This is a genomic window from Amycolatopsis sp. NPDC003865 (assembly GCF_053605345.1).
In genome coordinates this window covers 1-18,863 of sequence record NZ_JBSGJA010000039.1, presented here as the reverse complement: position 1 = coordinate 18,863, position 18,863 = coordinate 1, and the positions used below count along the sequence as shown (strand labels likewise).

The window sequence follows — 18,863 nt, the reverse complement described above, 5'->3', positions numbered from 1 at the left end:
CCGGAACGGGAGTGCTCACGCCGGGACCTCCTCGGTGGTGACGACGGAACGGAACAACTCGGTCAGGGACGGCTGCTCGCGCGCGAACTCGCGCACCGGCCCGGTGGCCAGCGCGGCCTTGAGCACCGCCTGGTCGTCGGCGCCGTCGCCCAGCTCCAGCTCGGTCACCGGGCCCGTCCGGCCGAGCACCTTCACCCCGGCCAGGCTGTCGGCCCAGCCGTCGGCGGCCTCGGGCGCGTCCACGCGCAGCCGCACGGCGCCGCCGGCCCGCAGCTCGTCCACGGTCCCCTTGGCGACCATCTGTCCACTCCGGACGATCCCGACCCGGTCGCACAGCCGCTCCACCAGGTCGAGCTGGTGGCTGGAGAACACGACCGGCACGCCCTCGGCGGCCTTTTCCTTGAGCACCTGGCTCATCACGTCGACCGCGACCGGGTCGAGGCCGGAGAACGGCTCGTCGAGCACCAGGATCCGCGGCTCGTGCACCAGCGCCGCGGCCAGCTGGACGCGCTGCTGGTTGCCCAGCGACAGCTTCTGCACCTCGTCGTCGCGACGGCCGGCGACGCCGAGCCGTTCGGTCCACTTCTCCGCCGACTTCCGCGCGTCCGCGGCCGGCATGCCGTGCAGCCGCGCGAGGTACGTCAGCTGCTCGGCGACCTTCATCCGCGGGTACAGGCCGCGTTCTTCGGGCATGTACCCGATGTGGCGGCGCGTTTCGTGCGTCACCGGCTCGCCGTCGTAGCGGACTTCGCCGCCGTCGGCGGAAAGCACGCCGAGCGCGATGCGCATGGTCGTGGTCTTCCCGGCGCCGTTGCTCCCGACGAAGCCGAAAAGCTCACCAGGCCGGACTTCGAACGTCATCTCCCGCAACGCGACCACGTCGCCGTAGCGTTTGGAGACCTTGTCGATCTCTAAACCGGTCATTCCGGTTCCCCCGTTCATCCCTGTTCCCCCGCCCGCGATCCTAGGCAGTCCGTACACGCCCCGCCTACCACCCGGCGTTGCCACCAGCGGCTACGAAAGTTGCGGAGCACGTAGGATCGCGTCCGCCATGGATGGAACCACCGCCCCGCGCCGGGTGCCGAAGCACCACGGACTCTCCGCGAAGACGCTTCGGCGGCTGGAGCACGCGTCCGGCAGCCTGGCGAGCGCGAGCGTCGCGGTGATGGAGCGGCGGCTGACGTGGTTCGCCCGGCTGCCCGCGGACCAGCGCGCGAGCGTGCTGCTGATCACCCAGGCGGGCGCCGCGGGCTTCGTCGACTGGCTGCGGGATTCGAAGGGCGCCCTGCAGCTGACGACCGAGGCGTTCCGCGACGCCCCGGCCGAGCTGTCGCGGTGGGTCAGCCTCCGCCAGGCGGTCGCCATGGTGCGCCTGGCCATCGAGGTCTTCGAGGAGCAGCTGCCCGAGTTCGCGGCGACCGAGGCCGAACGCGCGGCGCTGATCGAGGGAATCCTGCGCTACGGCCGGGAAATCGCGTTCGCGGCGGCCAACTCCTACGCGGCGGCGGCCGAAGCGCGCGGCGCGTGGGACGCCCGGCTCGAGGCGCTCGTCGTCGACGGGATCGTCCGCGGCGACGCCGAGGAGTCCGTGCTCTCGCGGGCGACGGCGCTGGGCTGGGAGCCGTCGGCGAACGCGACGGTCCTGGTCGGCAACCCGCCGTCGGAAGACCCGCCGACGGTGGTGTTCGAGGTCCGCAGCCGCGCCGCCCGCGTCGGCCGCCCGGTGCTGCTGTCGGTCCAGGGCTCCCGGCTGGTGGTCGTGGTCGGCGGCCCGACCGACGGCGGCGCGAAGGAACGCGAAATCCTCGCCCGGATGTCGGTGGCGTTCGCCGACGGCCCGGTGGTGGCCGGCCCGACGATGCCGACCCTCGCCGAGGCGCACCACAGCGCGACCGAGGCGTTGTCGGGACTGCGCGCGGTGGTCGGCTGGCCGGGCGCGCCCCGGCCGGTCCGGTCGGCGGACCTGCTGCCGGAACGGGCGTTGTCCGGCGACGCGGAAGCGGAACGCCTGCTGGTGGACACGATCGCGCGGCCGCTGGAGGAGGCGGGCCCGACGCTGCAGCGCACGGTCGAGGCCTACCTCGAGAGCGGCGGGGTGCTGGAGACGTGCGCGAAGACGCTGTTCGTCCACCCGAACACGGTCCGGTACCGGCTGCGCAAGGCGGCGGACCTGACGGGCTGCCAGGCGACCGACCCGCGCGACGCGCTGGTGCTGCGGATCGCGCTGACCGTGGGCAGGCTGGCGCGGGCCCGCGGCCTCTGGTGACCCACCGCGTGTCGAGAACGCGGCACCGGCGCCGTCCCCGGCCCGTGAGCGGCCGCGGGGGCCGCCCGGAACGGGAGTGAACCCATGACGATCCAGCGCATGGACAACGTCGGCATCGTGGTCGGCGACCTGGCGGCCGCCGTCGCCTTCTTCGTCGAGCTCGGCCTGGAGCCCGAAGGCGAGGCCACGGTCGGCGGGCCGGACGTGGACGCGCTCGTGGCGCTCGAGGGCGTCCGGTGCGACCTGGCCGTGGTGCGCACCCCGGACGGGCACGGCCGGCTGGAGCTGATGAAGTTCCACAGCCCGGCCTCGCTCGCCGCCGGGCCGCCCGCGCCGGCCAACGCCCCCGGCATCCGCCGGGTCATGTTCGCGGTCGACGACATCGACGCCGTCCTGGCGCGGCTGCGCCCGCACGGCGCCGAGCTCGTGGGCGAGCTGGTCCGGTATGGGGACAGCCACCGGCTCGCCAACGTCCGCGGCCCCGAAGGCATCATCGTGACCCTCGCCGAGAACCTGGCCTGAGCCTTCCCGAGACGGGCGTCACGTGATGGACTTAACAGCGAAAGGTGATTGAACCCGACAAGGCATCCGGGTTACGCGCGAGCTTCTCCGGCGCGTCTTTGGAGGGTTCCGACAAAGACGCCGGACAGACACTGTGAACGTCGGCATCCCGCCGGGACCCCGGGAACGTGTTGTCTTGAAGGGTGACAGCAGCAGTCCTCGCTCCCGGTCAGGGGTCCCAGGCCCCCGGTATGTTCACGCCCTGGCTCGACCTCGACGGCGCGCGCGAGCGCGTCGCCCGCTGGTCCGAGCGCGCGGGCCTCGACCTGCTCCGCCTCGGCACCGAAGCGGACGCCGACGAGATCCAGGACACCGCCGTCGCGCAGCCGCTGATCGTCGCGCTGTCGCTGCTCACCTTCGAGCACCTCCAGGCCACCGCGCCGGTCCCCGCGGACGCGCCGGTCGCCGGGCACTCCGTCGGCGAGCTCGCCGCGGCCGCGATCGCCGGGGTGCTGGCGCCCGAAGACGCCGTCGCGCTGGCCGCCGTCCGGGGCGCCGAGATGGCGAAGGCGTGCGCGCTGGAACCGACGTCGATGGCCGCGGTCATGCTCGGAGACCCCGAGCAGGTCGTCGCGTGGCTCGAAGAGCAGGGCCTGACCGCGGCGAACCGCAACGGAGCGGGGCAGATCGTCGCCTCCGGTGCCGCCGACGCCATCGCGAAGATCGTCGCCGAGCCCCTGGAAGGCACGAAGGTCCGTGCCCTCAAGGTCGCCGGCGCGTTCCACACGCAGTACATGGCCCCCGCCGAAGAGGCGCTGCGCGCCCACGCCGCCGAGCTGACCCCGGCCGACCCGGCGCGCCCGCTGCTGTCGAACGCCGACGGCGCGGTCGTCACCAGCGGCACCGAGTACCTGGACCGCCTGGTCAAGCAGGTCACCCGGTCGGTCCGCTGGGACCTGACGATGGACGGCCTGGTGTCCCTCGGTGTCACCCGCACCGTCGAACTCGCGCCCGCGGGCACGCTGACCGGCCTGGTCAAGCGGCAGCTCAAGGGCGTCGTCACCACTACCACGGCGCTGAAGACGCCGGCCGAGCTGGCCGCGCTGCGCCAGGAGGACGCCTCGTGACCGACCGACCCACCCTGAGCCTCAACGCCGGCTCGCGCGGCAGCCGCGTGCTGGGCGTCGGCAGCTACCAGCCCGCGAAGATCGTCACCAACGACGACCTGTCGCAGGTCATGGACACCAACGACGAGTGGATCCAGACCCGCGTCGGGATCGTGGAGCGCCGGTTCGCCGAGAAGGACGAGCTGCTCACCGACATGGCGGTCGCCGCCGGCACCGCCGCGCTGGTCGACGCCGGCGTCGACCCGTCCGAAGTGGACACGGTGATCCTGCCGAACTGCACCATGCCGACGCTGATCCCGAACGCCGCCGCCCAGGTCGCGGCGCGGATCGGTATCCCCGGCCCCGGCGCGTTCGACCTCAACGCCGCCTGCGCCGGGTTCTGCTACGGCCTCGGCGTCGCCTCCGACCTCGTCCGGGCGGGCTCGGCGAAGAAGGTCCTGGTGATCGGCGCGGAGAAGCTCACCGACTCGGTCGACCCGGTCGACCGGGCCAACGCGATCATCTTCGCCGACGGCGCGGGCGCCGCGGTCGTCGGCCAGTCCGACGAGCCGGGCATCGGCCCGGTGTCGTGGGGCAGCGCGGGCGACCTCGTCGACCTGATCTACATGCGCGACGACAAGTACATCTACCAGGAGGGCCAGTCGGTCTTCCGGTGGGCGACCACGAAGATCGCGCCGATCGCGATGCAGGCGCTGGAGGCCGCCGGGCTCAAGCCGTCCGATGTGGACGTGCTGATCCCGCACCAGGCGAACCTGCGCATCGTCGAGGCGATCGCGAAGAAGCTGCGGGCCAACGGCGCCCGCGACGACATGGTCGTCGCCGACGACATCAAGTACTCCGGCAACACCTCGTCGGCGTCCATCCCCCTCGCGCTGGACCACATGCGCAAGGCCGGGACGGCGAAGTCCGGCGACGTGGTGCTGGCGGTCGGGTTCGGCGCGGGCCTGTCCTACGCCGGGCAGGCGTTCGTCTGCCCCTGATCACCGTTACGCTCCCCGCGGGCATTCGCCCGAGGGCAACAGACCCCAGAAAGACCGAGAAGGGAACAACCCCATGGCTGACAACGCTGAGATCCTCGCCGGCCTCGCCGAGATCGTCGAAGAGGTGGCCGGTGTGGCTCAGGACGACGTCACCGCCGAGAAGTCGTTCGTGGACGACCTGGACATCGACTCGCTGTCGATGGTCGAGATCGCCGTGCAGGCCGAGGACAAGTTCGGCGTCAAGATCCCGGACGACGAGCTCGCCAACCTCAAGACCGTGGGCGACGCGGTGAACTACGTGTCGGCCAACTCTAAGTAAGTCCTCTTCCCTCCTTGAGGAGACTCCCATGAGCAACATCGACGTCGTGATCACCGGTCTCGGCGCCACCACACCGCTCGGCGGGGACGTGCAGTCCACCTGGGACGGTCTGCTGGCCGGGCGGAGCGGTGTCCGGACGATCGAGGCCGACTGGGTCGAGGAGCTGCAGCTGCCGGTCAAGATCGGCGGCCAGCTGGCCGTCGACCCGGCCGAGGTCCTGCCGCGGGTCCAGGCCCGCCGGCTGGACCGCTGCGAGCAGGTCGCGCTGATCGCCGCCCGCCAGGCGTGGGCCGACGCCGGGTACACCGAGCCGACCGACGAGCACACCGACGTGGACCCCGACCGCCTCGGCGTGTCGATCGGCACCGGCATCGGCGGCCCGGTCACCCTGCTCACCCAGAACGACCTGTTGCACCAGCAGGGTCTCCGCAAGGTGTCGCCGCTGACCGTGCCGATGCTGATGCCGAACGGCCCGGCCGCGCACGTCGGCATCGACCTGAAGGCGCGGGCCGGGGTGCACTCACCGGCCTCGGCCTGCGCTTCCGGCGCCGAGGGCATCGCGAGCGGGGTGGAGATGATCCGCTCCGGCCGCGCCGACGTCGTGATCGCGGGGGGCGCCGAAGCGTGCATCCACCCGATCACGCTGGCCGGTTTCGCCCAGGCCCGCACCGTGTCCACGCGCAACGACGACCCGGCGAGCGCTTCGCGGCCGTTCGACGCGAGCCGCGACGGCTTCGTCCTCGGCGAGGGCGCCGGCGTGGTCATCCTGGAGCGCGCGGACCAGGCCAAGGCCCGCGGGGCGCGCGTCTACGCGACGATCGCCGGGCACGGCATCACCTCGGACGCCTACCACATCACGGGCAACCACCCCGAGGGCATCGGCCAGATCGCCGCGATGCGCGCGGCGATGAAGATGGCCGGCGTGACCCCGGCGGACGTCGGGCACGTGAACGCCCACGCGACGTCCACTGTGGTCGGTGACATCGGCGAGGCGGCGGCGATCCGCAACGCGGTCGGCGAGCACCCGGTCGTGACGGCGCCGAAGGGTTCGCTGGGTCACCTCGTCGGCGGCGCCGGCGCGGTCGAGGGGATCATCACGATCCTCGCGCTCTACCACGGAATCGTGCCGGCGACCCTGAACCTGACCGATTTGGACCCGCGGGTGCAGCTGGACGTCGTGTCGGGCGAGGCGCGCAAGGTGGAGCTGAGCGCGGCGATCAGCAACTCGTTCGGCTTCGGCGGGCACAACACCGCACTGCTGTTCACCCCGGCGGCCTGAGTTTCACCGTCGGAAAAAGGGGCCCGGCTTCGGCCGGGCCCCTTTTTCAGCATTTTTCGTGTTCGGGTGACGGCCCGGGGTCCACGGTGTCGATCCTGAGGGCGCCGCCCTCCACGACCAGCGGGAGCACCAGCCGCCAGTGCAGGCAGCTTTCGCGCATGTCGGTCGGGGCGTCCCGGGGGTCCTGGGTGCTGGTGAAGGCGACCAGCACCCGCAGCGACTGTCCCGACCCGCGCTCGATGCGGTAGACGAGGAAGTCGCTGTCTTTTGTGGACTGGAAGTCCTTCTTCCAGTCCGCCGCGGTCTTGCTGCGCCTGCGTTCTTCGCTGACCACCGTCTGCCATTGGGCGTAGTCGCGCGCGTTGATGGCCGAGAAGTACGTGTCGACGAGGTCGCGCACGGCCTCGGCCTGCGGGTGGTTCTTCGCGTCGTCGGTCATCCGGATGACGCCCGTCGGGGCCGGCGCGCCGCTGCTGGCCGGCGACGACGTGGCCGAGGCGGCGGTGGATTCGCCGGCGGGCTGGTCGGGCCGGCGGTAGAGCTCGCGGGCCAGCAGGCCGGCGCCGACGGTCACGGAAAGCACCACGACCACGACGGGCACCAGCCAGCGCTGGCGGGAGCTGGGGGCGGGGCTGGTCACGCCGTCGAGCGTACCGGCCCCGGTCCCGCCGCTAACCGACCTGGTGCAGCCAGGTCACCGGGGCGCCGTCGCCGGCGTGGCGGTAGGGCTCGAGCGCCTCGTCCCAGCTCGCCGCGAGGAGCTCGTCGAGCTTGTGCGCGAGGGTTTCACCGCCGCGGGTCATGGCGACGAGGGCGCGCAGCTGGTCTTCGCCCACCACGATGTCGCCGTTGGCGCTCGTCCGCCCGTGCCAGAGGCCGAGGCCGGGCGCGAAGCAGAACCGTTCGCCGTCGACGCCCGCGCTGGGCTCTTCGGTCACCTCGAACCGAATCATCGGCCACGCCTTGAGCGCGGCCGCCAGTTTGGCGCCGGTGCCCGCGGGCGCGCGCCAGCCGCATTCGGCGCGAAGCTGACCCGGACTGGCCGGCTGCGCCGTCCACTTCAGGTCAACGCGGGCACCCAGGGTGCCCGAAATGGCCCACTCGACGTGCGGACACACCGCAGACGGCGACGAGTGGACGTACACCACACCTCGGGTGCTGCCACGGGTGCTCACTGCTACCTCCGCTTGTTGCTCGACGAGGGACGTCTTCCCCTACGCCCTACTTCGAGCTGCAGCGCGGCTTCAGTGCGGCTCCCGAATGCCGCCTCCGATGCGTTGTAGCACATTCTGCACCCCAACCGTGCTGTTTGGCCACATGAACACCACAAGTCACCCGGGGCACCACTTTCGGAGGGCACCCGGCCGCGTCGTCCCCGTGTCGCGCCGGGGATTCGGCCGGGCGCGCTAGCGTGATGACCCGGAACGACGAGCAGGGAGGGGTTTCGGTGCGACTGGTGCGCCTGGAGCGGCAGCAGTCCCGGGTCGCCGACGACGTCCGGGCGGCGCTGGCGTCCCTCGGTCGGGGAAGCACCGTGATCGGCGGGATCGCGCTGGTGGGCGTCGGCTCGGTGACCGAGCGCCCGATCGAGGCGGTGGTCCTGCTCCCCCACGGGGTGATCATCGTGATCGGCGTGGACCTCCCGGACCCGGCCCTGCGGCTGGAGGCACCGCTGGGGGCGGAGTGGCGGGCGGACGGCTGGCCCCTGGTGGCCGACGACGACGCGATCAACCCGGCCACCGAGGCGCTGGACATCTCCCAGGCGTGCGAGCAGCGGATCGCTTCGCTGGTCCCGGGAATGGGGCCGGTCGGGACGATAGTCGCGGTAGGACCGTACGTGGAAACGGTCGACCAGCCGGCAACGGACCTGGCGGGCCCGGTCCGGGTGCTGCACCCGACCCCGACGACGATGCTGGCGGCAACGGTTTCGCTGGCGACGGCCCACCGGCCCCGCTCGGTGGACCAGGTGCGGGCGCTGATCCGGGGATTGGCCCCAGACGCCCCGGAGTTTTCGGACGAGGTGCTGCTGGGCGAGGGATTCAGCCGGTTCACGGACGATTCACCGCCGGAGTCCCTTTGGGACAGTGGCCCGGAGGTCCCCGGCCAAGGGGGTGCGGCGGACAGCACCGAGCAGACCGCGCACCCTGCGGGCTCGACGGGCTCACCCGCCGAAGAACCGCCCGCGGCGAACGGCACCGAGCAGACCGCACCCCCCGAAGGCTCACCCGCCCAGGAGCCGCTCGCCGCGGCCCCGGTCGAGGCGGCCGCACCCACCGCAGGTTCAGCCGTACCTGACTCCCCTGCCCCCGAGCCACCGGCCTCGGCCGCGGTCGAGGCGGCCGCACCCACCGCAAGCCCAGCCGTACCTGACTCCCCTGCCCCCAAACCACCGGCCTCGGCCCCGATCGAGGCGACCCCACCCACCACAAGCCCAGCCGTACCTGACTCCCCTGCCCCCAAACCACCGGCCCCGGCCCCGGGCGCACCTGCCGAAGAAGCGCCCGCCGAACCGGCCTCACCCGCTGGACCTTCCCCCCTGCCCGAAGACTCCGAGCGCACCGAAACGCTCCCCTCTCCCATCGACCCCGAGCGCACCGAGAAACTCTCCCCTCCCAAAGACCTCGAGCGCACCGAAAAACTCCCCGCCCCCACGGCCCCCGAGAAACTCCCCGCGCCGCTGTTCCCGGGCGCCGCCGCACCACCTCGCCCGGCCGGTCACACCGAACGAACCGCGAGCGCCTCGGCCCCCTTCGGGAATCCGCCCGAGCCGCCGCGGGACTCGCCGCGCCCCTTTCCCACCCCGCGCCCGGTTCACCGCGAGACCGCTCCGGCCTCGAAGACCGTCCGCTGGATCCCCCTGGCCGCGATCGGCCTTCTCGTCGCCCTGGTCGTCGCCGCCATCGCCGTGGCCACCTCGGGCGATGACACCGCCTCCGCTCCGGCCGGCCCGCCCGCTCCCACGACCCCGCCGCCGCCGACGTCGTCGTTCAGCACTCCGCCCGCGCAGAGCCTGCAGTTCTCCCTGCGCGCCGCCGACCGCGACCAGCGCTGCGCCTCCCACGCCTTCGGCGACGCCCAGGCCAGCCTGCAGCAGACCAGCTGCTCCGGTGTCCGGCGCGCCTCCTACGCCGCCACCGTCGACGGGCGGGCGGCCGCCGTCACCATCGGGATCGTCGAGTTCCCCGATGCCGCCCAGGCCGCCGCCTTCAAGGCCGTCGCCGACACCCCCGGCGGGGGCGGGGTGCTCGACCTCGCCGCCGAGACCGGCAGGTGGGGCGCCACGCCCGCGCCCCGCTTCGAGAACGCCGCCTACGCCTCCAAGGTCGAAGGCACGTCCGTGCGGCTCGTGCAGGCCGTCTGGACGCCGGGACCGTCCACTCCGGACGATCCCGGCCTCACCCGGGCCGTGCAGGCCGCCCTCGGCCTGCCCGCCCAGTGACCCTCAGAGGCCGTACGCCTCCAGCAGCCGCAGCCACACCTCGCTGATCGTCGGGAACGACGGCACCGCGTGCCACAGCCGGTCGAGCGGGACCTCGCCGACGATCGCGATCGTCGCCGAGTGCAGCAGCTCCGAGACGTCCTGGCCGACGAACGTCACGCCCAGCAGGACGTTCCGCTCGGTGTCGACGACGATCCGCGCCTTGCCCGTGTAGCCGTCCGCGTGCAGCGACGAGCCCGCCACCGCGATGTCGATGTCGACGACCCGGTCGGCCGACCCCGGCCGCGCGTCCGCCAAGCCGACGGCCGCCACCTCCGGGTCGGTGAACACCACCTGCGGCACCGCGTGGTGGTCGGCCGTCGCGGTGAACCTGCTCCAGGGCTCCGCCGCCGAGAAGGTACCCGCGGCCAGCGCCGCCACCGTGTCGCCCGCCGCGCGGGCGCCGTACTTGCCCTGGTGGGTCAGCGGGGCGCGGCCGGTGACGTCGCCCGCCGCGTACAGCCAGCCACCGTCCACTGCGGACACGCGGCCGGTGTCGTCGACCTCCAGCGCGCGGCCCGCCTCGACCCCGAACGCCTCCAGGCCCAGCCCGGCCGTCGCGGGGCGGCGGCCCGTCGCCAGCAGGATCTCGTCGACGACGACCGTCTCGCCGTCCTTCAGCGTCAGCTCGGTGCCGCCGTCGCCCGCGGCGACCCGCTCGATGCCCGACTCCGTGTGCACGTACACGCCGGCCTCGCGCAGGCCGTGCATGACCAGGTCGCCGGCGAACGCGGCGTTCTTCGGCAGCGGCCGCTCGCCCGTGATCACCAGGTGGACCTCCGAGCCGAGCGTGGCGAACGCCTGCGCCATCTCGACGCCGACCACCCCGCCGCCGAGCACGCCGAGCCGCCGCGGCACCGACTCCGCCGACGTCGCCTCCCGCGAACCCCACGGCCGGATCGTCTCGAGCCCCGGGATCGACGGCTTGCTCGGCACGCTGCCGGTGCACACGATCACCGCGTGCCGCGCGGTCAGCACGCGGTCGCCGTCGAGGGTGACCTCCCGCTCACCGGTGAGCACGCCGTGCCCGCGGATCGGCTCGATGCCGGCCCCGCGCGCCCACTCGACCTGGCCGGCGTCGTCGCCCTTGCCGGTGAACCAGTCCCGGCGGGCGAACACCGCCGCGGGGTCGAGCCGGTCGCCGACCGGCACCCCGGGGATCCGCTTCGCCGCTGCCAGGAGGTTTCCCGGCCTCAGCAACGCCTTGCTCGGGATGCAGGCCCAGTAGGAGCACTCGCCGCCGAAGAGCTCGTGCTCGACGAGCGCGACCTTGAGGCCGCCCTTGGCCGCCCGTTCGGCGGCCACCTCCCCCACCGGGCCCGCGCCGATCACCACTACGTCAAAAGTCTGTCCGGACATGGCATCAGCGCACACCACCACGCGAGTTCGCGCAAGCCAGCGGCTATCCTCGTCGAGAAGCTGCAAGGTATCGGCGGCCCGGGGTGCCGTCGGCTCCGGTGCGCGCGAAACACCACGTTCGGAGCACGGGAGGTTTGTCGTGGCCAGGAACACGGCTGTGCGGGTGCTGGATGATCTGACCGGCGAGCCCGCGGCGGAGACCGTCGGGTTCGGGCTCGACGGCATCGACTACGACATCGACCTCTCCTTCGCCAACGCCGACGCGCTGCGTGAGCTGCTGCAGCGCTACGCCGACGCCGGGCGCCGCACGGGTGGCCGCAAGCGCCGCCCGCGGATCGTCCCGGGCGCGAAGCGGCCCCGCGCGAAGGCGACGCCGAAGAAGGTGACCGCCAAGGCCGAGCCGAAGAAGGCCACCAGGGCGAAGGCCGAGCCCGCGAAGACCACGCGCACCCGCAAGGCGGCGGAGCCGAAGAAGACCACCCGGGCGACGGCGCGCAAGGTGCCGGGCGTCACGTTCTCAGCCTCCGAGTAAGTCCACAGTAGACAGACTCCCGAGCGGGGTCAGGCCGCGCGCTGGGCGCCGTCCGCGTGCCACGCCGGGTAGCGGTACCGCGTGTGCAACAGCGTCCGCTGCCGGGCCAGCTCGGCCGCCGACGGCGGGCGCGGCACCAGCGTCCCGAGGATCTGCGACGCCGCCGCCCGCACCGCCGCCTCGACCGCCGGGAACCCGGGCCGCAGCCCGTGCTCGGCCAGCGACGCCACCGGGCTGCGGTGGGAGTCGAGCGGACGCGGGTCCGGCGGCGCGGTCGTCAGGTAACGGCCGACCAGCGCCGCCGACGTCTCGACCAGCAGCGTCGAGTGGGCGAGCAGCCCGCCCTTGGTGCGGAACACGGCGAAGCCGCACAGCTTCGCGTCTTCGACGAACAGGCCGCGGTCGCCGATCCGGGGCACCAGCCCCAGCTGGTCGACGGCGGCGCTCATCACCTTGCCGAGCGTCTCCAGCGGCCGGTCGGTGGGCCCCGGCAGGACCAGCGTCACGTTCAGGTTGCCCGGGTCGTGGAACACGGTGCCGCCGCCGCTGGCCCGCCGCAGCACCGGGACGCCGTCGCGCTCGCACTCCGCGACCCGCACTTCGCGCGCGATCCGCTGGCCGCGCCCCACCACTACGGCAACCGGGTTGCGCCAGAGCCACAGCACCGGTGACTCGGGCGCAACCCGGAGGAGCGCTTCGTCGAACGCGAGGTTCTCCGCGGGGTCGGTGAACGCGGCACGCACATCCGACCCGGTCGTCATAGCGCCTTGAGTTCCTCCACGATCTCGCCCACCGACGACTTGGCGTCCCCGAAGAGCATGCTGGTCTTCGGATCGTAGAACAGGTCGTTGTCGATGCCCGCGAAGCCCGACGCCATCCCGCGTTTCAAGACGATCACGGACCGGCTCTCGTTGACCTTGAGGATCGGCATCCCGTAGATCGGCGAGCTCGGGTCGGTCTGCGCCGCCGGGTTCGTGACGTCGTTCGCGCCGATCACCAGCGCGACGTCGGTCTGGGCGAACTCGGAGTTGATCTCGTCCATCTCCTTGAGCTGCTCGTACGGCACGTCGGCCTCGGCGAGCAGCACGTTCATGTGCCCCGGCATCCGGCCGGCGACCGGGTGGATCGCGTAGGCGACCTGGATGCCCTTCTTCTCCAGCAGCTTCGCCATCTCGCGGACGGTGTGCTGCGCCTGGGCCACGGCCATGCCGTACCCGGGCACTACGACGACCTTGCTGGCGTAGGCCATCTGGATCGCGGTGTCGGCCGCGCTCGTCGAGCGCACCGGGCGGGCTTCCTTCGCGCCGCCGCCGGCCGCGACCGCCGGGCCGCCGCCGAAGCCGCCCGCGACGATCGCCGGGATGGACCGGTTCATGGCCTTGGCCATCAGGTTGGTCAGGATCGAACCGGACGCGCCGACGATCATGCCCGCCACGATCAGCGCGGTGTTGTCCAGCGCCAGGCCCATCGCCGCCGCCGACAGGCCGGTGAAGGCGTTCAGCAGCGAGATGACGACCGGCATGTCCGCGCCGCCGATCGGCAGCACGACGGTGAGGCCGAGGATGCCCGCCGCGACGAGCAGCCCGATGATCAGCAGCTCGCTGTCGCCGCCGGTGATGATCAGCACCGCGCAGACGACGGCGATCGCCAGGAGCAGCAGGTTGACCGGCTGCTGCAGCTTGCCGAGGGTGATCGGGCGGCCGCTGATCAGCTCCTGGAGCTTGCCGAACGCGACGTTCGAGCCCCAGAACGAGATCGAGCCGATGATCGCGGCGAACAGGGACGCGATCGAGATGTAGAGCGGCTCGTGCGCGTAGCCGTCGGTGTGGTTGAACTCGACCCACGCGATGAGCGCGACCGCCCCGCCGCCGACGCCGTTGAACAGGGCCACCATCTGCGGCATCGCGGTCATCTTGACCTTGCGCGCCGACGGGACGCCGACCACGACGCCGATCCCGACGCCGAGCGCGATCAGCACCCAGTTGCCCATCCCGGGGGTGAGCAGGGTCGCGATCACGGCGATGCCCATGCCGACCGCGGCGATCCAGTTGCCGCGGACGGCGGTGCGCGGGCCGGTCAGGCCCATCAGGCCGTAGATGAAGAGGGCGAACGCGATGATGTAGAGGATCGCGATGAAGTCGGTCACTTCGTCTCCTCCTCATCGGCCGGGGCGGGTTTCTTGCCCTTGAACATCGACAGCATCCGGTCGGTGACCAGGAACCCGCCGACGACGTTGATCGTGCCGAAGGCGATCGCGATCACCAGCAGGATCTTGTTGAAGACGCCGTCGACGCCGAGGCCGAGCACGACCAGGCCACCGAGCAGCACGATGCCGTGGATGGCGTTGGTGCCGGACATCAGCGGGGTGTGCAGGGTGTTGGGCACCTTCGAGATGACGGCGAAGCCGACGAACCCGGCGAGCACGAGCACCGCGAGGTTCTGCACCAGGGGACTCACGACGGGCTCCCTTCGCGCCCGGCCACGCAGGCACCGGCGACGATCTCGTCTTCGAAGTTCAGCTCCAGCGCGCCTTCCTTCGTCACGAGCAGCTCCAGCAGCTCGGTGACGTTGCGCGCGTACAGCTCGCTGGCGTGCGAAGGCATTTCGGCGGGCAGGTTCAGCGGGGACGAAATGGTGACGTCGTGCTCCACGACGTCCTCGCCCGGCTTGGTCAGCTCGCAGTTGCCGCCGGTCTCGCCGGCGAGGTCGACCACGACCGACCCGGCGGGCATGCCCTTGACGGCGTCCGCGGTGACCAGCGTCGGCGCCTTGCGGCCCGGCACCAGCGCGGTGGTGATCACGACGTCGAACTTCGTGATGGCTTCGGTGAGCCGCCGCTGCTGCTCTTCGCGCTCCTCGGCCGTCAGCTCGCGGGCGTACCCGCCTTCGCCGACCGCTTCGATGCCGAGGTCGAGGAACTGCGCGCCGAGTGACTTGACCTGCTCGGCGACCTCGGGCCGGACGTCGTAACCGGTGGTCTGCGCGCCGAGCCGTTTCGCCGTCGCCAGCGCCTGCAGGCCGGCGACACCGGCCCCGAGGACCAGCACCTTGGCCGGCGGGACGGTGCCCGCCGCGGTGGTGAGCATCGGGAAGAACCGCGGGAGCTTCTGCGCCGCGAGCAGGACGGCGCGGTAGCCGCCGATGCTGGCCTGCGACGACAGCGCGTCCATCGCCTGCGCCCGCGAAATCCGCGGGACCGCCTCCATCGCGAAGGCGCGCAGGCCGGCTTCTTCGAGCTTTTCGAGCCCGTCCGGGTTGCCGCGCGGGTCGAGGAAGCCGATGAGCACGGACCCCCGGCTCAGCTTGGCGACCTCGGCCGGGTTCGGCGGGTTGACCTTGACGACGATCGACGCGCCCCAGGCGTCGCCGAGCTCGGCGCCCGCTTGGGTGTACGCGTCGTCACTCAGGTGCGCACCGGACCCGGCGCCCGGTTCGACCAGGACGCGCAGCCCGCGCTGGGCGAGCCTCCCGACCAGTTTGGGCACCATGGCCACCCGGCGCTCCCCGGGGCGTGACTCGGCCACCACACCCACGGTGAGCTGCTGATGCTGTTCGCTGTCCGCCACACGACCTCCTCATCGGCGAGGCACGATCCGAGGGTTGTACCACGCCGGACCGGCAGTCCCCAGTGACCTGGGTCGCAAGTCCGGGGGTTGTGCCGGGAAATACGGGTGCCGTGCGGAATGTGTTCAGGCGGATTTCCAGTGCGGGATCCCGAGCAGGATCAACCGCAGCCGTTTTTCCGCCGTTCCGGTGATTTTCTCGTCCTCACCTGGGCGGGCTTCCAGCAGTTCGACGGTCGTCGTGATCATCGCGGAAACGATCAAGTCGGCCAGCATGTGCAGGTCTTCGGTGCTCCACGCGCGCAGCGGCGCGAACCGCGCGAGGTCGATCGCGAGGTCGCCGGAGAACATCCGCAGCTCCACCGCGATGGAGCGGGCTAGCGGACCGCCGCCGTAGCGCTCACGTGTCAGGAACCGGAAATGGTCTTCGTGCGCGCGGACGAATTGGTGCACCGTGGCCACCGAGGCGCTGATCATCCCCTGGTAGGTGTCCGGGTCGGTGCGCGCCGAGCGCATCATGCCGCGCAGCGTGCGCGTCGCTTCTTCGACGAGCGCGACGCCGAGTTCCTCCATCGAGGCGAAGTGGCGGTAGAAGGCCGTCGGGACGAGGCCGGCGCCCTTCGCGACCTCCCGCAGGGAAAGCGTGGCGAAGGGGCGGTCGGCCAGCAGGTCGAGGGCGGTGTCCAGCAACGCCTGGCGCGTGCGCTGCTTGCGCTCCTGACGGCTCACCGGCTCTTCGGACACGGGGTCCAGCGTACGGACTTCTTTTGGGGGTGCAGGGGGCCTGCCCCCTGCCGGGGTTCGGGGCGGAGCCCCGCTGAACACAGCGTCCACCGCGTTGCTCACGTCACATCCTCGGGGTCTCGCGTTGACAGGTGCTCCACTCGTGCAGTGCACTATTCAGTGTACAGTCGTTCACTGTAACCGAGGAGGACGGATGACGGCGCTCATCCCCCGGCGCGTGCGCAGCCTCGCCTCGCTGGCCGAGGCGCTGCTGACGCCGCACGGGATGGACCGCTACCTGGAGCTCGTCGACCCGATGCTGGTGCGCCGCGAGATCCGCGGCCTGGTCACGGCGGTGCGCAAGCAGACGCCGGACACCGTCACGCTGACCGTCAAGCCCAGCCGCGCGTGGCCCGGCTTCACCGCCGGGCAGTACGTCCGCGTGCAGGTGGAGATCGACGGCGTCCGGCGCACGCGCTGCTATTCGCCGTGCGGTTCGCAGTACGACGGCGAACTGGAGTTCACGGTCAAGGAGCAGGGCCTGGTCTCCGGGCACCTCAACCGCGCGATCGGCGTGGGATCGGTGGTCAACCTGTCCACTCCGGACGGTGGGTTCACGCTGCCCGCCGCCCGGCCGGACCGCGTGCTGCTGATCGCGGGCGGCAGCGGCATCACGCCGGTGCTCGCCATGGCGCGCACGCTCGTGGCCGAGGGCCACACCGGCGAGATCGTGTTCGTGCAGTACTCGAACGGGCCGGCCGACGCGCTCTACCGCACCGAGCTGGCCGAGCTCGCCGCCCGGCACCCCGGGCTGAAGGTCGTGCACGCCTACACCCACACCCAGGGCGGTGACCTGAACGGGTTCTTCGCGCCGGAGCACCTCGCGCGGGTCGCACCCTGGTACCGCGACGCGGAGGCGTTCGTCTGCGGCCCGAAGCCGCTGATGGACGCGGTCCGCGAAGAGTTGGGTGAACGCGTGCACACCGAAGAGTTCACGCCGCCGGCGTTGACCTTCGACACGGCCGCCGCGGAAGGACAGGTGCGCTTCAAGCGCAGCGGGCGGGAGTGCGCGAACTCGGGGAAGCCGTTGCTGGAGCAGGCCGAGGAAGCTGGCCTGTCCCCGGAGCACGGCTGCCGGATGGGCATCTGCTTCTCCTGCACCCAGCTCAAGACCGCCGGGCGCGTCCGCAACGCCCGCACCGGCGAGGTGTCCGGCGACGAAGACGAAGAAATCCAGCTCTGCATCTCCGTCCCCGTCGGGGACGTCGAGATCGACGCGTAGGGAGACTGCCATGACCGGTCTGCAGGACCGCCTGACCTCGGAACAGGTCGAGGAGTTCGGCCGCGAGCTCGACGCGCTGCGGCAGCGGATCGTCGACGACCTGGGCCAGGAAGACGTCGACTACATCCACAACGTCATCAAGACCCAGCGCGGCCTGGAGGTCGCCGGCCGGGCGCTGCTGTTCGCCGGGTTCTTCCCGCCGGCGTGGCTCGCCGGTGTCGGCGCGCTGTCGGTGGCCAAGATCCTGGACAACATGGAGATCGGCCACAACGTCATGCACGGCCAGTACGACTGGACGCGCGACCCGGCGCTGAGCTCGCAGCGCTTCGAGTGGGACACGGTGGCGCCGGCCGAGAACTGGCGGCACTCGCACAACTACATCCACCACACCTACACCAACATCGTCGACAAGGACCGCGACGTCGGCTACGGCATCCTGCGGATGGACACCGCCCAGAAGTGGCACCCGTACTACCTGGGCAACCCGGTGTACGCGACGCTGCTGGCGCTGTTCTTCCAGTGGGGCGTGATGCTGCACGACCTCGAGGTCGAGAACGTCGTCAAGGGCACGCGGTCGTGGGCCGACAACGTGCCGGTGCTGCGGCGGATCGTGCGCAAGGCCGGGCGGCAGATCGGCAAGGACTACGTGCTCTTCCCGCTGCTGACGGGCCCGCTGGCGCCGCTGACGTTCCTCGGCAACGCGACGGCGAACCTGACCCGCAACCTGTGGGCGTTCGCGATCATCTTCTGCGGCCACTTCCCGGCGGACGTGGAGAGCTTCACCGAGGAGGAAACCGAGTCGGAGTCGCGCGGCCAGTGGTACCTGCGCCAGATCCTGGGCTCGGCGAACATCACGGGCGGCCCGCTGTTCCACATCATGAGCGGCAACCTGTCCCACCAGATCGAGCACCACCTGTTCCCGGACATCCCGGCGCGCCGGTACCCCCAGATCGCCGGCGAAGTGCGCGCGATCTGCGAGAAGTACGGGCTGCCGTACAACACCGGACCGCTGCACAAACAGCTCTGGTCGGTGGCGAAGAAGATCGTGAAGCTGGCCCTGCCTTCCTCGCCGTCGCCGACTACCGTGGAACCCGACCGGCAGCTCCGAGCAGCGTGAGGGTGACATGGTGGGCCAGTTCGAGCGCGAGAAGGACACCCTGCAGGTGATCACCGAATCAGCGGCGACGCACGTCGGCAACATCGCGTCGATCATCACGGGCGCGATCCGCGACATCGCCAGGGAAACGGGCGACTGGCTCACGGACGTGATCGAGATGCGCGAGGCGGCGCAGAAGGCCCGCGAGGACGACCCGGACACCCCCTGACCCGAAGTACCGGCGAGCGCCCCAAGGCGGCCTTGGGGCGCTCGCCGGTACCCGAAAAAGTGGGTGCCAGCCCGGTAACTGGGAAAAGGGGGGGGGGCCCCCCCGGGCCCGGCCCGTGACGGAGCCGGG

The 18,863-nt window shown here is 71.7% G+C and carries 20 protein-coding genes; 11 read left to right on the top strand and 9 right to left on the bottom strand.

Going from position 1 to position 18,863, the window contains the following annotated elements; all coding sequences use genetic code 11:
• Window positions 1–15: 15 nt before the first annotated feature.
• The gene (locus ACWEVP_RS48370) at window positions 16–924 is read right to left on the bottom strand and encodes an ABC transporter ATP-binding protein (protein ID WP_452069367.1); all 909 of its coding nucleotides are present in this window, start codon (window positions 922–924) and stop codon (window positions 16–18) included.
• A gap of 127 nt (window positions 925–1,051) precedes the next feature.
• Between ACWEVP_RS48370 and ACWEVP_RS48365 the strand changes: the two genes are divergently transcribed.
• The 6 genes from ACWEVP_RS48365 to ACWEVP_RS48340 all read left to right on the top strand — a co-directional run bounded on the left by ACWEVP_RS48365 (window position 1,052) and on the right by ACWEVP_RS48340 (window position 6,472).
• Window positions 1,052–2,266 (top strand): PucR family transcriptional regulator, encoded by a 1,215-nt coding sequence (locus ACWEVP_RS48365; protein ID WP_452069366.1) that lies wholly within the window; start codon window positions 1,052–1,054, stop codon window positions 2,264–2,266.
• An 84-nt stretch (window positions 2,267–2,350) separates the two neighbouring features.
• Window positions 2,351–2,788, top strand: a complete 438-nt coding sequence (locus tag ACWEVP_RS48360; RefSeq protein ID WP_452069365.1) for a VOC family protein — start codon at window positions 2,351–2,353, stop codon at window positions 2,786–2,788.
• 182 nt (window positions 2,789–2,970) lie between these two features.
• Window positions 2,971–3,894 (top strand): ACP S-malonyltransferase, encoded by a 924-nt coding sequence (locus ACWEVP_RS48355; RefSeq protein ID WP_452069364.1) that lies wholly within the window; start codon window positions 2,971–2,973, stop codon window positions 3,892–3,894.
• The gene (locus tag ACWEVP_RS48350; RefSeq protein WP_452069363.1) at window positions 3,891–4,874 is read left to right on the top strand and encodes a beta-ketoacyl-ACP synthase III; all 984 of its coding nucleotides are present in this window, start codon (window positions 3,891–3,893) and stop codon (window positions 4,872–4,874) included. The genes ACWEVP_RS48355 and ACWEVP_RS48350 overlap by 4 nt, the downstream gene beginning before the upstream one ends.
• Window positions 4,875–4,947: 73 nt before the next feature.
• Window positions 4,948–5,193, top strand: a complete 246-nt coding sequence (locus ACWEVP_RS48345) for an acyl carrier protein (RefSeq protein WP_004559006.1) — start codon at window positions 4,948–4,950, stop codon at window positions 5,191–5,193.
• A gap of 28 nt (window positions 5,194–5,221) precedes the next feature.
• Window positions 5,222–6,472 carry a beta-ketoacyl-[acyl-carrier-protein] synthase family protein gene (locus tag ACWEVP_RS48340; protein ID WP_452069362.1) on the top strand — a complete coding sequence of 417 codons (1,251 nt, stop codon included), beginning with the start codon at window positions 5,222–5,224 and terminating at the stop codon, window positions 6,470–6,472.
• 46 nt (window positions 6,473–6,518) lie between these two features.
• On the opposite strand, the gene ACWEVP_RS48335 is transcribed toward ACWEVP_RS48340, so the two are convergent.
• Together ACWEVP_RS48335 and ACWEVP_RS48330 are read right to left on the bottom strand one after the other, a co-directional pair.
• A complete protein-coding gene (locus tag ACWEVP_RS48335) occupies window positions 6,519–7,112 on the bottom strand; it encodes a hypothetical protein (RefSeq protein ID WP_452069361.1) in 594 nt (197 codons plus the stop codon).
• Between the two features lie 31 nt (window positions 7,113–7,143).
• A complete protein-coding gene (locus ACWEVP_RS48330; RefSeq protein WP_364450131.1) occupies window positions 7,144–7,647 on the bottom strand; it encodes a DUF3145 domain-containing protein in 504 nt (167 codons plus the stop codon).
• Between the two features lie 272 nt (window positions 7,648–7,919).
• Between ACWEVP_RS48330 and ACWEVP_RS48325 the strand changes: the two genes are divergently transcribed.
• Window positions 7,920–9,911, top strand: coding sequence for a hypothetical protein (locus ACWEVP_RS48325; protein WP_452069360.1), 1,992 nt, complete (start codon window positions 7,920–7,922; stop codon window positions 9,909–9,911).
• Window positions 9,912–9,914: 3 nt separating this feature from the next.
• Here ACWEVP_RS48325 and ACWEVP_RS48320 read toward each other — a convergent pair whose 3' ends face one another.
• On the bottom strand, window positions 9,915–11,309 hold the full coding sequence (locus tag ACWEVP_RS48320; RefSeq protein ID WP_452069359.1) for a dihydrolipoyl dehydrogenase family protein: 1,395 nt from the start codon (window positions 11,307–11,309) through the stop codon (window positions 9,915–9,917).
• 139 nt (window positions 11,310–11,448) lie between these two features.
• Here ACWEVP_RS48320 and ACWEVP_RS48315 point away from each other — a divergent pair, with 139 nt between their 5' ends.
• Window positions 11,449–11,841 carry an Lsr2 dimerization domain-containing protein gene (locus ACWEVP_RS48315; RefSeq protein ID WP_452069358.1) on the top strand — a complete coding sequence of 131 codons (393 nt, stop codon included), beginning with the start codon at window positions 11,449–11,451 and terminating at the stop codon, window positions 11,839–11,841.
• Window positions 11,842–11,870: 29 nt separating this feature from the next.
• On the opposite strand, the gene ACWEVP_RS48310 is transcribed toward ACWEVP_RS48315, so the two are convergent.
• From ACWEVP_RS48310 to ACWEVP_RS48290, 5 genes are all read right to left on the bottom strand, one after another.
• Window positions 11,871–12,602, bottom strand: a complete 732-nt coding sequence (locus ACWEVP_RS48310) for a lipoate--protein ligase family protein (RefSeq protein WP_452069357.1) — start codon at window positions 12,600–12,602, stop codon at window positions 11,871–11,873.
• Window positions 12,599–13,987, bottom strand: a complete 1,389-nt coding sequence (locus tag ACWEVP_RS48305; RefSeq protein WP_452069356.1) for an NAD(P)(+) transhydrogenase (Re/Si-specific) subunit beta — start codon at window positions 13,985–13,987, stop codon at window positions 12,599–12,601. Before ACWEVP_RS48305 ends, ACWEVP_RS48310 begins: the two co-directional genes overlap by 4 nt.
• Window positions 13,984–14,289, bottom strand: coding sequence for an NAD(P) transhydrogenase subunit alpha (locus tag ACWEVP_RS48300; RefSeq protein ID WP_043776145.1), 306 nt, complete (start codon window positions 14,287–14,289; stop codon window positions 13,984–13,986). The genes ACWEVP_RS48305 and ACWEVP_RS48300 overlap by 4 nt, the downstream gene beginning before the upstream one ends.
• A 5-nt stretch (window positions 14,290–14,294) precedes the next feature.
• Window positions 14,295–15,407, bottom strand: coding sequence for a Re/Si-specific NAD(P)(+) transhydrogenase subunit alpha (locus tag ACWEVP_RS48295; protein ID WP_452069355.1), 1,113 nt, complete (start codon window positions 15,405–15,407; stop codon window positions 14,295–14,297).
• A 123-nt stretch (window positions 15,408–15,530) separates the two neighbouring features.
• Complete coding sequence (locus ACWEVP_RS48290; RefSeq protein ID WP_452069354.1) at window positions 15,531–16,148, bottom strand: TetR family transcriptional regulator; 618 nt, start codon at window positions 16,146–16,148, stop codon at window positions 15,531–15,533.
• Window positions 16,149–16,341: 193 nt separating this feature from the next.
• Between ACWEVP_RS48290 and ACWEVP_RS48285 the strand changes: the two genes are divergently transcribed.
• Genes ACWEVP_RS48285 through ACWEVP_RS48275 form a run of 3 tightly spaced genes read left to right on the top strand, consistent with a single transcriptional unit; the run spans window position 16,342 to window position 18,734 of the window.
• Window positions 16,342–17,409: a ferredoxin reductase gene (locus ACWEVP_RS48285; RefSeq protein WP_452069353.1), complete on the top strand. Its 1,068-nt coding sequence runs from the start codon at window positions 16,342–16,344 to the stop codon at window positions 17,407–17,409.
• 10 nt (window positions 17,410–17,419) lie between these two features.
• The gene (locus ACWEVP_RS48280; RefSeq protein ID WP_452069352.1) at window positions 17,420–18,526 is read left to right on the top strand and encodes a fatty acid desaturase family protein; all 1,107 of its coding nucleotides are present in this window, start codon (window positions 17,420–17,422) and stop codon (window positions 18,524–18,526) included.
• A gap of 7 nt (window positions 18,527–18,533) precedes the next feature.
• Window positions 18,534–18,734: a hypothetical protein gene (locus tag ACWEVP_RS48275; RefSeq protein ID WP_086680004.1), complete on the top strand. Its 201-nt coding sequence runs from the start codon at window positions 18,534–18,536 to the stop codon at window positions 18,732–18,734.
• Window positions 18,735–18,863: the final 129 nt, after the last annotated feature.